The organism is Wenyingzhuangia marina (assembly GCF_900130035.1).
In the GTDB taxonomy this organism is placed as follows: domain Bacteria; phylum Bacteroidota; class Bacteroidia; order Flavobacteriales; family Flavobacteriaceae; genus Wenyingzhuangia; species Wenyingzhuangia marina.
The window spans coordinates 18,721-33,920 of record NZ_FQXQ01000003.1; the positions used below are offsets into that span (position 1 = coordinate 18,721).

The 15,200-nt window shown below is 30.7% G+C and carries 10 protein-coding genes; all 10 read left to right on the forward strand.

Annotated elements, in window-relative coordinates:
• A complete protein-coding gene (gene fabG / locus BUB70_RS07040; RefSeq protein WP_073119910.1) occupies nucleotides 1–750 on the forward strand; it encodes a 3-oxoacyl-[acyl-carrier-protein] reductase in 750 nt (249 codons plus the stop codon).
• 174 nt (nucleotides 751–924) lie between these two features.
• Nucleotides 925–1,737: a prohibitin family protein gene (locus BUB70_RS07045; protein ID WP_073120886.1), complete on the forward strand. Its 813-nt coding sequence runs from the start codon at nucleotides 925–927 to the stop codon at nucleotides 1,735–1,737.
• A gap of 82 nt (nucleotides 1,738–1,819) precedes the next feature.
• The gene (locus BUB70_RS07050; protein WP_073119913.1) at nucleotides 1,820–3,664 is read left to right on the forward strand and encodes an LTA synthase family protein; all 1,845 of its coding nucleotides are present in this window, start codon (nucleotides 1,820–1,822) and stop codon (nucleotides 3,662–3,664) included.
• A gap of 3 nt (nucleotides 3,665–3,667) precedes the next feature.
• Nucleotides 3,668–4,246 (forward strand): NUDIX domain-containing protein, encoded by a 579-nt coding sequence (locus tag BUB70_RS07055; protein ID WP_073119915.1) that lies wholly within the window; start codon nucleotides 3,668–3,670, stop codon nucleotides 4,244–4,246.
• A gap of 57 nt (nucleotides 4,247–4,303) precedes the next feature.
• A complete protein-coding gene (locus BUB70_RS07060) occupies nucleotides 4,304–4,768 on the forward strand; it encodes a MaoC family dehydratase (protein ID WP_073119918.1) in 465 nt (154 codons plus the stop codon).
• Nucleotides 4,768–5,040: a hypothetical protein gene (locus BUB70_RS07065; protein WP_073119921.1), complete on the forward strand. Its 273-nt coding sequence runs from the start codon at nucleotides 4,768–4,770 to the stop codon at nucleotides 5,038–5,040. The genes BUB70_RS07060 and BUB70_RS07065 overlap by 1 nt, the downstream gene beginning before the upstream one ends.
• 180 nt (nucleotides 5,041–5,220) lie before the next feature.
• Complete coding sequence (locus BUB70_RS07070; protein WP_073119924.1) at nucleotides 5,221–9,186, forward strand: hybrid sensor histidine kinase/response regulator transcription factor; 3,966 nt, start codon at nucleotides 5,221–5,223, stop codon at nucleotides 9,184–9,186.
• A 295-nt stretch (nucleotides 9,187–9,481) separates the two neighbouring features.
• Nucleotides 9,482–12,409, forward strand: a complete 2,928-nt coding sequence (locus BUB70_RS07075) for a SusC/RagA family TonB-linked outer membrane protein (RefSeq protein WP_229742983.1) — start codon at nucleotides 9,482–9,484, stop codon at nucleotides 12,407–12,409.
• An 11-nt stretch (nucleotides 12,410–12,420) separates the two neighbouring features.
• A complete protein-coding gene (locus BUB70_RS07080; protein ID WP_073119930.1) occupies nucleotides 12,421–14,019 on the forward strand; it encodes a RagB/SusD family nutrient uptake outer membrane protein in 1,599 nt (532 codons plus the stop codon).
• Between the two features lie 32 nt (nucleotides 14,020–14,051).
• Nucleotides 14,052–15,197, forward strand: coding sequence for a SusE domain-containing protein (locus tag BUB70_RS07085; protein WP_073119933.1), 1,146 nt, complete (start codon nucleotides 14,052–14,054; stop codon nucleotides 15,195–15,197).
• The last annotated feature ends 3 nt before the right edge of the window (nucleotides 15,198–15,200 follow it).

Consider the following 15,200-nt stretch of genomic DNA (forward strand, 5'->3'; position numbering starts at 1 on the left):
ATGGGATTATTACAAGATAAAACAGCCATCATTACTGGTGCAACAAGAGGAATTGGTAAAGGAATAGCATTAGAATTTGCTAAGCAAGGAGCTAATATTGCTTTTACATATAGTTCATCTGTTGAGGCTGCAAATGCTTTAGAAACAGAATTAGCTGTTTTTGGTGTAAAAGCTAAAGGATATCAATCTAATGCAGCAGAATTTGATGCAGCTCAAGCATTGGCTGCTGATGTTTTAAAAGAATTTGGAACGATTGATGTATTAATTAATAATGCTGGTATTACAAAAGACAATTTATTAATGCGTATTTCTGAGGAAGACTTTGATAAGGTAATCGAAGTAAACTTAAAATCTGTATTTAACTTAACAAAGGCTGTAATTCGTCCAATGATGAAGCAAAGAGCTGGTTCTATTATTAACATGAGTTCTGTTGTTGGAGTTCAAGGAAATGCAGGACAAACAAACTATGCTGCTTCTAAAGCGGGAATGTTAGGATTTACTAAATCTGTGGCTTTAGAGTTAGGATCTAGAAATATTCGTTGTAATGCAATTGCTCCTGGATTTATTGAAACTGAAATGACAGCTAAATTAGATGAAGCTGTTGTAGATGGATGGAGACAAGCAATTCCTTTAAAAAGAGGGGGGCAACCAGAAGATATTGCAAACGCATGTGTGTTTTTAGCTTCTGATATGTCTGCATATATTACAGGACAAACATTAAACGTAGATGGTGGTATGATTACTGCATAATTTACTCTTAAATATAATTTATAAACCACTTTAAAGAAATTTTCTTTAAAGTGGTTTTTTTATGTAAGTGTCAAGCCAATCAATCTCTAAATCATTAGTAATAGCATATAATAATACGTAAATTCAACATTATTAATAATTAACTTAATCAAACGAATAATGATAGATCAAAACATGAAAATACCAAAGTCTCTACCGATAATTATTGCCATAATAGTCGTGGGAATTATTTTTATTTCAAAATCGGCAATAAGTATAGAATCTGGAAAAGCAGGGGTTTTATTTAAGACTTTTGGAGGAGGTGTGGTGACCGATGAGCCTGCTTTGGGAGAAGGTTTTCATATTATAGCACCGTGGAATAAGGTTTTTGTTTATGAAGTTAGACAACAAGAATTGTTTGAAAAAATGAAAGTATTGTCTTCTAACGGATTAGACATTCAATTAGAAGTAAGTGCTTGGTATATGCCACAAACGGATAAATTAGGTGATTTACATCAACAAAAAGGACAAGAATATCTGACTAGAGTTATTTTACCATCTTTAAGATCTGCAGCTCGTTCAGTAGTTGGTAGATATACACCTGAACAAATATATTCTAGTAAAAGAGATGTGATTCAGAATGAAGTTTTTGATGAAACAAAAAAAATATTAGATGATCAATTTATACAGTTAAATGAAGTATTGGTAAGAGATGTAACTCTACCGACTACCATTAAAAATGCAATTGAAAAAAAATTAAAACAGGAGCAGGAGTTTTTAGAGTATGAGTTTACTATTCAAAAAGCTCAAAAGGAAGCGGAACGTCAAAGAATTGATGCTGAAGGAAAAGCAACGGCAAACAAAATTTTAAATGCATCGTTATCAGAAAATATTTTAAAAGAAAAAGGAATTCAAGCCACTTTAGAATTGGCGAATTCTCCAAATGCAAAAGTAGTTGTAATAGGATCGTCTAAAGATGGAATGCCTATTATATTAGGAAATCAGTAAAGTATTGATTTGCTAAATAAGTAAATGAGACAATTAAAATATTAAGCTCAAAGATTTTCTATCTTTGAGCTTTTTTTATGCTATGATAAATTCACTAAAATATTTATTTAAAAACTATTTATACTTTTTGGCTATTTATGCGATTTCCAGAATTGTATTTATTGTTTACAACTTAAATAGTTTTGATATTTCTTTTAAAGAAGCCATTCTTTCTTTTGTGTATGCTTGGAGGGTAGATACAGTGATGGCATGTTATATTTTAATTATTCCTACTTTATTGTTGAGTCTTCATTTCTTGTATCCAAATAAAGCTACTCATTATATAGTAAAAACATTAGTAATGATTTTTACATTGATTAATGCTATGATCATGATTGGAGATATCGGAATTTATAAAGAATGGAATACCAAAATTAATTACAAAGCACTTACCTATTTAAAAGATGTTGATGAAGTAGTAAGGACATCAACCAATGGTTTGTTAATTTCCGGTGCTGTTTTGTTTCTATTGATGTTGGTTTTGTCTTATTATTTATATCAAAAAATAGTTCCTAAAAACATCCATGTAAAACAAAGTTATATGCTTCCTGTTCCTTTTTTCTTGTTGGCAGGAGGAGTTGTTTTCTTAGGATTAAGAGGTACGGGAATTACACCTATTGATCAAAGTGATGCTTATTTTTCTGAAAATGATTTTGCCAATGCTGCCGCTATTAATTCAACGTTTAATTTAGCAAGGAGTGTAGAGTCTAATATAAAAGTAGGAGATAAAAATCCGTATCATTTTTTTACCAAAGAAGAATTAAATAAGAGAATTTCTAATTTATATGAGGTAAAAAAAGATACAACAATCTCAATTTTAAAAAACTCAAAACCCAATATTGTTTATATTATTTTAGAGGGTTTTTCATCAGATTTGATTGCTGCAAACGGAGGGTATAAAAAAGTAACCCCAACCTTAGACTCTATAATTAAAAATGGATATAATTTTAAAAATGTAGTTTCTCCAGGATTAAGATCTCATGTTGGAATGATTAGCATTTTTAGTGGTTTTCCTGCCTTGCCAACCGTAAATGTTGCCACCCAAAGAGATAAGTTTACCAATTTGCCCAATTTTGTAAAAGACATTAAAAAGCTTGGATATGAAACAGGATATATTTTCGGCGGAGATTTAAAGCATGGAAAAGTTTTAGACTATATTTTTAATTGTCATTTTGATCATTTAATTAAAGGAGAAGATTTTTCGGGTGATATTCCTACTGGAAAATTAGGAGTTGCAGATGAATATTTGTTTGAGAGAAAAATTCAAGAAATTGATAAAATGAAACCTCCTTTTATGATGGCATCTTTTACCTTAAGTACCCATTCTCCATTTGATTATCCTATGAAAGATGTTTTTAAATTTGGGGGTGGATATCAACAATACATCAATTCAGGACATTATACAGATAAGGCTTTAAAAGAATTTTTTAGAGTAGCAGCTACCAAACCTTGGTACAAGAATACTTTGTTTGTGATTACAGCAGACCATAGTCACCCAACTCCAAACCATTGGGAAAACTTTGTAGCTAATAAAAATAGAATTCCATTATTGTTTTTTGGAGACGTTATTAAAGAAGAGTATAGAGGAATTCAAAATTCAAAATATGCCAGTCAGTTAGATATTTCATCAACAGTATTACATCAATTAGGTTTAGATGCTAAAGAATATCAGTGGAGTAAAAATCTATTCAACCCGAATACAAAAGGTTTCGGTTTTTATGTATTTAATGATGCTTATGGTTTGGTAAGTCAAAACGAAAATGTATTTTATAATCATGAAACAAAAAAGACGGTGTATCAACCAGAGGAAACGTTTTATGATAAAAATAAAGAAGAGGTTCTTAAAGCATTGTTACAAGCTTTGTATGATGAGTATTTAAAATTATAGAAAATGAAAATATCAGAAATTAAAGAAAAGGTATTATCGAATAAATGGAAGCCTTTAAAATTGTTTTCATATCAATATACTAGTACAGACGGAAGAACAGAAGAGCAAGTAAGAGAAGTTTACGACAAAGGAGATGGGGCTGCTGTTTTTATGTATAATAAACAAGCAAAAAAGGTATTGCTTACCAAACAGTTTAGAATGCCGGCTTATATAAATGGAGTGGCTTCAGGAATTGTTACAGAGGTTCCTGCTGGGATGTTAGATAAAGATGATCCTGAAACATGTATTATTAGAGAGATAGAGGAGGAGACAGGTTATAGAGTTCCCAAAGTTAAAAAAGTAAGAGATTGCTTTATGACTCCTGGGGCGGTCACAGAAATTACCCACATGTTTGTAGCAGAATATGATGAAAGTATGAAAGTTGCCGAAGGTGGTGGACTGAATGATGAACAAGAAGATATTATTGTTTTTGAAATGGGGTTTGCAGAAGTAAAAAAAGCGATAGAAAATAATGAGTTTAATGATGCTAAAACATTAATATTGTTACAATATGCTTGGATTCATAATTTATTAGAGGATTAGAGGTTTAAATCATAGAAATACGTAAATTTGAGTTTCATACTATAATAAACTTAATTAATGGCAAAAGTAATTATCAATAGCTTTGAAGACTTTAAAGCTTATGAGGGGAAAGAAATTGGAATTTCAGAATATTTAGCAATTCCACAAGAGAGAATTAATCAGTTTGCAGATGCAACTTTAGACCATCAATGGATACATTGTGATGCAGAAAAAGCAAAAGAAGGTCCTTTTGGTACTCCTATAGCTCACGGATATTTAACTTTGTCTTTAATGCCATATTTATGGGAGCAAATTATTGAAGTAAACAACAGTAAAATGTTGGTAAATTACGGAATAGAAAAATTAAAGTTTAATAAACCTGTACCTGTTGATGCCAAAGTTAGATTAAGAACTAAGTTAAAATCAATAGATAATTTAAGAGGTATTTCTAAAGCTGTACTTTCTATTAATATCGAAATTGAAGGAGAAAGAAAAACGGCTTTAGATGCTGATATTGTTTTCTTATATCATTTTGTAAACTAATGCATAACAAACAAGAAATAAAACAATTGGTACAAAAAAACATTCATCAAATTAAGGTGAGTGAGTTTGTTACCGAAGGTGGTTGGCCTAATATAGACAATGTAGATGTAGCAATTTATAGTCAAAAAGAAATAGACAATGAAGAAATTATACATTTACAAATTTTATATACGGTAGACAAAGCTGGTTGTTGTTTTATTCCAGGAGGAGAAGAACAAAAAAGACTATCAAAAACAGTAACCATTAATAAGAATAGTGTAACCATAGTCTAAAATTTGTTTTTAACACATACAAAACCTGTTCTTTAATTAGTACAGGTTTTTTTATGCTTAAAAAATACAATATCTTGTTGTTTAACTAACATATACATGCATACTACTTTGAAAGTATTTGTAAACTTTATTATTTCATTTTTTTTAGGAATTACATTTTGTTTTTCCCAATCACAAATAATGTTTAAAAAAATAAACCAAACCAACGGTTTATCAAATGGTGGAATTATTTGTATGGATATGGGTAAAGACGGCTTTGTTTGGATTGGAACAAGAAATGGATTAAATAGGTATGATGGATTAGATATTAAAGTTTACAATAAAATAAATAGCAACCTAAACTCTAATGATATATCAGACTTATTGGTTGATAAAAAAAATAGACTTTGGATTACCACTTTAGGAGGTGGTTTAAATTACTATAATGCTAAAAAAGATTCTATTGAAGTTTATAAGGTAAGTAATAACAATCAATTATTATCAAATAGAATAAGTTCTGCAATAGAAGATTCTAAAGGAAACATATGGTTAGGTACAGATAAAGGGCTTTGTAAATTAGAACCAGATTCTATGACATTTACTTCTTACTCTAATCAATTAAATATCAATCAAAGTAAAAAGAGCAATAGTATTACTTCTATTTATGAAGATAAAAATGGAAATATATGGACAGGAACTTTTGGGAATGGTCTTTTTATTTTTGATATATCAGAAGAAAAGTTTAAACAAATTGTTCCCAAAAAAACACAAGTTTCTGATTTTATTTACACCATTTCAGCTTTAAATCCAGATAAAATTTTAATAGGAACTAACGGAAGTGGTTTGTTGTTAGTAGATTTAGCAACTTTAAAATTTTCAGATTTTTTTAAAGAAAACTTATCCGTTAAGCAGGATGTTAAAATTGTTCGTTCTATTAAAAAAGATAGTAAAGACAATTTGTGGATTGGAACTGATGGTAATGGAGTTTTTGAAATTCAATATCCAAATGGAAAAGAGCCTATTGTTCATAATTATTTATATAATTCTCAATTAGAATCATCTTTGTCTGGAAATGCTATTTACGAAATTATGGAAGACGATCAGGCCAATATTTGGTTTGGTACTGCATGGAATGGTATTAGTATTCTAGATAGAAACAATACCAACGAAATTTTATTTAGTGATATTGTTGGAGCAAATCCATCTCCTGTTTTATCGCTTTATAAAAATGATGAAAAACTTTACTTAGGATTAGATGGAGAAGGTTTAACTGTTTATAATCTTCATCATAAAAAGGTTAAGTATTTTAATAAAAAAAATAATTATCAATCTATTAAGGCTAGGTATATTCAAAAAATTGTAGAAACCAGTAACGGAGATATTTGGTTGGGTACATTTTCTAATGGGTTGATAAAATTTGATGAACAAGAGAATAAAACAATTCAATACAAACATCAATATAACAATGAAAACGCTATTAGTTTTAACGATGTAAGAGACATTGTTGAAGATGAAAAACACAATTTATGGATTGCTACTTGGGGTGGAGGTGTTAATTATTTTAACAATAAAACCAAGCAGTTTACTAGTTATAAAGAAAATGCTAAGGACAATACAGGTGTAAATAATAATAATGTAGTCGATTTAGAAGTAGAAAATCAGGAAATATGGATGGCTACTTTTGGTGGTGGGTTAAATGTTTTTAATAAAACTACCAAGCAGTTTAAATATTATACGTATAAAGAACAAGACAGTACCACTATTGCTAGTAATAATATTTTTTCTATTTATAAAGATTCAAAAGGTTATTTATGGATAGGAACTTTTGGTGAGGGAATTAATAGAATGAATTTAAAAACCAAAAAAGTAGAACGTTTTGAACATTTTGATGAAATTAAATATTTAACCATTACCGGAATTATAGAAGATAATCATCAAAATATTTGGTTTAGCACAAGAGAAGGAATTTTAAATTATAGCTATACAACCAACAGTTTTAATTCCTTCTCTAGTTTGTCGGGAGAGTATCATATAAATTCCGTTTATAAAGATGAAGAGGGGATGCTATATTTTGGAGGGATGAATGGTGTTTTAAAAGTAAATCCTCAAAAAGTAAATACAGTATCTATAAAACCAAAGGTTAAAATAACAAACTTTAAGTTGTTTAATAAAGAGGTTAAAATTGGGGAGAATCAAATTTTAAAAAAGAATATTGTTTTTGAAGATGAAATAGTCTTAAAACACAATCAAAACGTATTAACATTTGAATTTTCTGCTTTAAAATTTCCGTTTTCCAATACTTGTGAATATGCTATAAAAATGGAAGATTTTGATATAGATTGGCGATTTATAGGAAAAGATAGAACTGTAACTTACACCAACTTATCTCCCGGTGATTATGTTTTTAAAGTAAAAAGCAAAGAAGTTGGTAGCGAATGGGGGAATGATTATACCTCAGTAAATGTTGTTGTTCTAAAACCTTTTTGGTTAAAATGGTGGGCTTTTGTAATCTATGCCCTCATATTTATGTTTTTGTTCTATTTGTTTAGAAAGTACACCATTGCTTGGGAAAGAATGAAAGCTAACTTAGAATTTGAAAAATTAACGCACGAAAAAGACAAAGAACTTTACAATTTAAAACAACAGTTTTTTACCAACATATCTCACGAAATTAGAACCCCAGTAACTTTAATTTTAAGCTCTATTAACAGGTTATTTGACAAAGGAGAGTTACTAGAAAGCAAACAAATAAAATCGGCACATACCATTAGAAAAAACAGTAATGTTTTATTACAGTTGGTAAATGAATTGTTGGATATTAGAAAATTTGAGACTAATGAAATTAATTTAAGAGTTAGTCAAGGAGAATTTGTGTCTTATTGTAAAGAAATCTTTTTATCGTTTTCAGAAATTGCTTCAGACAGAAACATTACCTATACATTTCACTCAGAAATTCCCAAAGTAGATTTGTGGTTTGATAAAAATCAGTTTGAAAAAGTAATCTATAATCTGTTAACCAATGCTTTTAAGTTTACTAAAAACGGTGGAACTATTAGTGTGAGTATTGAGAATAACGAAAACGAGGTTTATTTAATAGTAAAAGATTCGGGAATTGGTATGACCAAATCTCATTTGTCTAAAATTTTTAATAGATTTTATCAAGTAAATAACAATAGTACCGATGAAAAACTCGGTTTTGGTTTGGGATTATCTATTACCAAAGAAATTGTGGATTTACACAAAGGAAACATCAATGTTAAAAGCGAGAAAAATAAAGGAAGCTTTTTTGAAGTAAAAATTTTAAAAGACAAACATCATTTTGATGAAAATCAGATAGAAGAAAACAACACTATTATACCACAAGAAACAGAAGCAATTAAAGAATTAAAGAAAAAAACATCAAAAAAAGCTCAAGCAAAAGAAGTTATTTTAATTGTAGAAGACAATAAGGGAATTCAGGATTCTTTACATGAAATTTTAAGTAAAGATTATACTATTTTACAGGCGTTTAATGGAGAAGAAGGGTTAAAAATAGCCACTAAAAATTTTCCAGACATTATTATTAGTGATGTAATGATGCCTGTAATGGATGGACTTGAATTTGTTAAAAAATTAAAACTAAACACATTTACAAGTCATATTCCTATTATTTTATTAACAGCAAGAACTTCTGTAAAAAATAGAATGGAAGGTTTTGATACTGGTGCCGATGAATATATAGCAAAACCTTATGAAGAAGAGTTACTAAAAACAAGAATTTCTAACCTACTTAATAATAGAAAACTATTAAGAGAAAAATTTATTAATGATAACTTTTTAAATCCAAAAGAATTAGCCATTAGTTCTCCAGATCAATTGTTTTTAGAAAAATTATATAAGAGTATAGAGCCCAATTTAGAAGCTAATAATTTAAAAGCAGAAGTCATTGCTAAAGAATTAGGAATGAGTCATTCCGTGATGTACAAAAAAATTAAGGCATTAACTGGACTTAGTTATGTAGAGTTTATTAGAGATTATAGATTATCCATAGCCAAACAATTAATAAAAGACTTAGGTTATTCTGTTTCCGATGCTTGTTACAAAGTTGGCTACTCTGATAGAAAATATTTTAGTAAACTCTTTAAGCAAAAGTTTAATAAAAACCCTTCAGAGTTTTTAAAATCATAAATCACTTGGTTTTTAGTGAAAATCTAATTTTTTTATCGTATAATCTATAACATCCATAAAATCAGGAGTGTTTTTTAGAGAATAACGAAAAACTTACCCTTACTTAATGAAATTGACCCACCTAAAAAGTCAATAAAATAAGGTACTTGCACATGTTAATTATTACCAAGTCTTTGTCGTTGTGTTTTGATGAGATAAAGAGGTCTTAATTACATTTAACTTTTTAATAAAACTATTTATGATGAATTTCTCTCGAGAAAAAAGGCATCCAGCCAGCTTAAAACAGCTACTTTTTATGTTGCTTTTGATATGTTTTTCTATAACATCTTTTAGTCAACAATTAAATGTATCTGGAACGGTTACAGATGCTACTGATGGTACTCCATTATTAGGAGTAAACATTATGATTAAAAACGCAAACTCTGGAACCACTACAGATTTTGATGGAAACTACAATATTAAAGTTAATAAAAACGATGTATTGGTGTTTTCCTATTTAGGATATCAAGTAACAGAATCGGTCGTGCAAAATAATGTTTTAAGCATTCAGTTAAAGAAAGATACTCAAGCTTTAGATGAAGTGGTAATTATAGGATACGGTAGTACTACTATAAAAGATGCTACAGGTTCTGTAACAGCAGTAACGTCTAAAGATTTTAACAAAGGAAATATTGTAACTCCAGAAAATATGCTAACAGGTCGTGTGGCAGGTTTGTCTATTAATACAGGAGGAGAACCTGGTTCGGGTTCAACCATTAGAATTCGTGGAGGAGCATCTTTGGGAGCTTCTAATGATCCTTTAATTGTAATTAATGGTATGCCAATAGATAACAATACTATTGGAGGTTCTAGGTCTATTTTAAGTACCATAAACCCAAATGATATCGATTCGTTTTCTGTGTTAAAAGATGCTTCTGCAACAGCCATTTATGGATCAAGAGCTTCAAACGGAGTTATTATCATTACTCTAAAAAAAGGAACAAGAACTTTTTCTGCCAATTTAGATATGAGCATGAGTGTGCACACACTAGCAAATAAGGTTGATGTTTTTAGTGCCGATGAGTTTAGAGAAATTGTAGCTCAACAAGACCCTAGTTTGTTAGCTTCTTTAGGAACTGCAAATACAGATTGGCAAGATGAAATTTACAGAACAAGTGTTTCTGCAAACACCAACTTATCGGTAAACGGAATGTTGTTTGATAGAATCCCTACTAGAGCTTCTTTAGGTAGAAGTTTACAAAACGGATTGATGTTAACTTCTGGTTACGAACGTAACACGGGGTCTGTAACTGTAAATCCAGATTTTTTTGACAGACATTTAAAAGTTAGTGTAAACGCAAACGTGTCTTTAGAAAAAAACAGATTCGCCTCTGGTCAACAAGGAAATGCATTAACTTTTGACCCTACACAACCGGTATATGATGAGAACTCTCCCTTTGGTGGTTATTTCCAATATTATAATGATGATAATAATGGAGTAATTAATAGTAGTGATTTGGTAGAAAGAGCTCCGTTAAACCCTGTAGCAGAATTACTACAAAGAAACAGTAGAAGTGAAGTAAAAAGATTATATGGTAATGTTAAATTAGACTATAATTTTCATGCCATTCCAGAACTTTCAGCTGTTTTAAATTTAGGGTTAGATGTAAGTACTGCCGAAGGATTCACAAGAGTGTCTGATCAAAATCCTTTGTTTCAAGCAGACGGACGTATTGTTGGTTCATATTCAGAATATACAAATGATAAAAGCAATCATTTATTAGACGGTTACTTGTCTTATATAAAAGAATATGATGAATTTAATTTTGAGGCTACAGCAGGATATTCTTATCAAAAATTCACCAGTGAAAGTTATGTAACTAATGAATTGCTAGATGATGGAGTAGACAGCGAGCCGGTAACAAGTGTTACACCAGATTTAGTATTGATTGGTTTTTTTGGAAGAACAAACCTTTCTTTTTACGATAAATATTTGTTTACACTTTCTTATCGTAGAGATGGAACCTCACGTTTTAGTAAAAACAATCGTTGGGGTAATTTTCCAGCAGCAGCTTTTGCATGGAAACTTAAAGAAGATTTGTTTCCAGAAGCAGAGACTTTATCAACTTTAAAATTAAGATTGGGTTGGGGTATTACAGGTCAACAAGACATAGGACAAGATAACTTAGATTTGTTTTTATCTAAATACACCAAAGGATTATCAACCTCTCAATATATATTTGGAAACAATGTAACTTCTATTGGAATTCCAAACTTTAGAAATGAAAATCTAAAATGGGAAGAAACTACAACCTATAATGCTGGTTTTGATTATGGATTGTTAAACGACAGGTTTACAGGAGCTATAGAAGGTTTTTATAAGGAGTCTAAAGATTTGTTAGCCAATGCAGCTATTTCTGATGGTTCTAACTTTAGTAATTCAGGATTTCAAAATATAGGGAATTTTACATCAAAAGGAATTGAGTTTTCTATAGGAGGAGATATTTTTAAGAATAGAGATGGTTTTAATTGGTATGCAAACTTTAATACCACATTTATCAAAACTGAAATTAAAAATTTAGCTTTAGATCAAGATCAACTGGTTGGAAATACAGGAGCAGGTGCAGGTGATGGAGCTACGGTTCAGGTTCATAGAGTAGGATATACACCATTTTCATATTACGTATACAAGCAAATTTATGACACGAGTGGAAACCCTATAGAAGGAGCTTATGCCGATTTGAATGGAGACAATATTATTAATGAATCAGATTTGTACATCCATCACAATGGTATGCCAACAGTAACCATGGGGTTTGCTTCTAATTTTAGTTATAAAAACATCGATTTATCTTTTAATTTAAGAGCAAGTTTAGGAAACTATAATTATAATGGAGCCAATGCAACCAGAGCACAATACGGAGCATTAAGAAATAGTTCGGTAGTGTCAAACTTACCAACATCAGTATTAGATACAAACTTCCAATCTTCGGAAACAGTGTTGTTGTCAGATTATTATATAGAAGATGCTTCTTTCTTAAAAATGGATAATTTGAGTTTAGGATATACGTTTAACAAAATTTTTAGTCAAAGTTCTTCGGTTCGTTTGTCTGCTAGTGTACAAAATGTATTTACTATTTCAGGATATTCAGGAGTAGATCCTGAAGTGTTTGGAAACGGTATAGATAATTCAATAACTCCTAGACCAAGAACATTTTTAATAGGAGCTAACGTTAGATTTTAAAACATAACAGTATGAAAAATAAATTAACACATAAAGTAATATACATATTAGGTACTGTATTAATTCTTGTAGGTTGTACAAACGATTTAGATATTGAGGTAAATGATCCTAATGCTTTTTTGGTCGATGATTTTTACGCTACCCCAGAATCTTATAAGCAAGGTTTGGCTGGAGTATATGGAAACTTGGCCTTAACAGGTGCAAATGGACCAGGAGATTCAAATATTTCAGGTTTAGATGCAGGTACAAGTCAATACGGTAGAGCATTTTGGAATTTACAAGAATTAACCACAGATGAGGTAAAATGGTCATGGGAAAATGATGGTGGTTTAAGAGGATTAAATAGAAATACATGGACAGCAGACAATGTTGTTATTAGAGGGTTTTACGGAAGATGTATGACTCAAGTAGCTTTTGTTAATGAATATTTAAGACAAACTACCAATGACAAATTAAACAGCAGAGGAGTAAGTGATAATACTCGTGCCGAAGTACAAACATTTAGAGCAGAAGCTCGTTTTTTGAGAGCTTTGGCTTACTATCATTTAATGGATTTGTTTGGTAAAGCAGGTTTTGTAACAGAAAATGACCCTGTAGGAGCGTACCAATCTCCACAATACAATCGTGCTGAATTGTTTGCCTTTGTGGAGTCTGAAATCAATACTATTTTACCAGAATTAGCAGATCCTTTACAAAATGAATATGCAAGAGTAGACAAAGCTGCTGCTTGGATGTTGTTAGCTAAAATTTATTTAAATGCAGAGGTGTTTATTGGAGAAAATAAGTACGATGAATGTTTAACTTATTGTAATAATATTATTGCATCAGGTTATATTTTATCACCTGTATATGCTAATAATTTTAATGCAGACAACCATAGCAATTCTGCAAGAAACGAAATTATTTTCCCTATTGTTTCCGATGGAGTTGTGACTCAAAATTATGGACCTACTACGGTCATGGTCAATGCACAAGTAGGATCTATAGAACAAAACGGAGCTGATTTTGGTGTAGCAGGATGGGCTGGTGGATTAAGAGTAACCAAACAATTCTCTGAAACCATGTTAAATGGTACTTATGATACCGATGATAGAAATACCATTTTAAGTGACGATAGAACTATTGAAATGACTGATATGTATGATTATGGAACAGGATATGTTACCGCAAAATGGTCTAACAAAACATCTACAGGAGCTAATGGTTCTGCTACCGAAATAGTAGATACTGATTTTCCTATGTTTAGACTTGCTGATGTTTATTTAATGTATGCAGAAGCTGTTGTTAGAGGAGGTTCAGGAGGAACATTATCTACCGCTAAAGATTATATCAATTTATTAAGATCAAGAGCTAACAATCCATTTATGGTTACAGAAAACGATGTTGATTTAGACTTGATTTTAAATGAACGTATGGTTGAATTATATGGAGAAGCACATAGAAGACAAGACTTAATCCGTTTCGGAAAATATACAGGAGGTTCTTATAACTGGTCTTGGAAAGGAAGTGTGGTAAGTGGAATTGCCATAGGTAATTTCCGTAAGGTTTTTCCATTACCAAAGGCGAGTGTAGCTGCCAATCCAAATCTTACACAAAACACAGGATATTAAAATAAAAAAGACAAACACTAAAAATATATACAATGAAAAAATTAATCATCATATTTATAGCATTTATTTCATTAGTAGGATTAAACGCTTGCTCAGACGACAGTTCACCTATTTTTGTAGCACAACCTAGTACAGAAGGAATTTCTTTTACAAGTTCGTTTGCAGCAAAATATTTATTGTCTAACGCAACCAAAGAAAATATTGCTGATAGAATTATTTGGAGTGCAGCAGATTTTGGAGTTTCAACAAATATTTCATACGAACTTTTAGCAGCTATTGATGTAGATGCCGATCCATATAAAATTATAGGAACCACTAGTGAAACCAATTACGGAATTACAGTAGATCAATTGTTGTCATTTGCAAAAGATTTAGGTTTAGATGATGATCCTACAACAACCAATACAGATGGAACACCAAATAATACAGGAGTGGTGTACCTTAAAGTAAAAGCAAGTATGGGGTCAACAGGAACAAATGAAGTGATGTCTGAGGTACAGCCTATTAATATTGAATGGATAGAAACAGTTGCTAATGATGGAGGGTGTCCTTCTCTTTATGCTGTTGGAGCAGGTTTAGATAATATTGGATGGAACTTTGTTCCTGCAGGAGAAATGGTGTGTGATGGTGATGTATTACAATTAAAAGCATCTTTTATTAATGAAAACTTTAGATTTTTTCAAGAATCAGGAGACTGGGCTTCAGATTTAAAATATTCTTATTACGAAGGTGAAGGGTATACTATTGATGCCAATTTAGAAGATGCTCAAGATGATGCAAACTTTAAGTTTATAGGAACTCCAGGTATTTATACATTAACTATAGACAATGTTAATAAAACAATTGTGTTAACACCTTCTAATTCTTTATGGACAGTTGGTGGAGCTGTTCCAGGAGGTTGGTCTTTTGATGCTGCAAATACAGTTGAGTTTATTGAATCTACTCCAGATGTTTGGTCTGCAAGTATTGCTTTGGCTAATGAAAAATTTAGATTTTTTACAGCTTTTGATGATTGGAACTCAGGTTTAAACTATTCTTATTATGCAGATCAAAACTTTACCATTGATGCTGCTTTTGAAGACGAAGGTGAAGGAGATGGAAACTTTGTTTTTGTTGGAACTCCAGGAACCTATACGTTAACAGTAAATGCTGTTGATAAAACCATTACTTTAGAATAATAG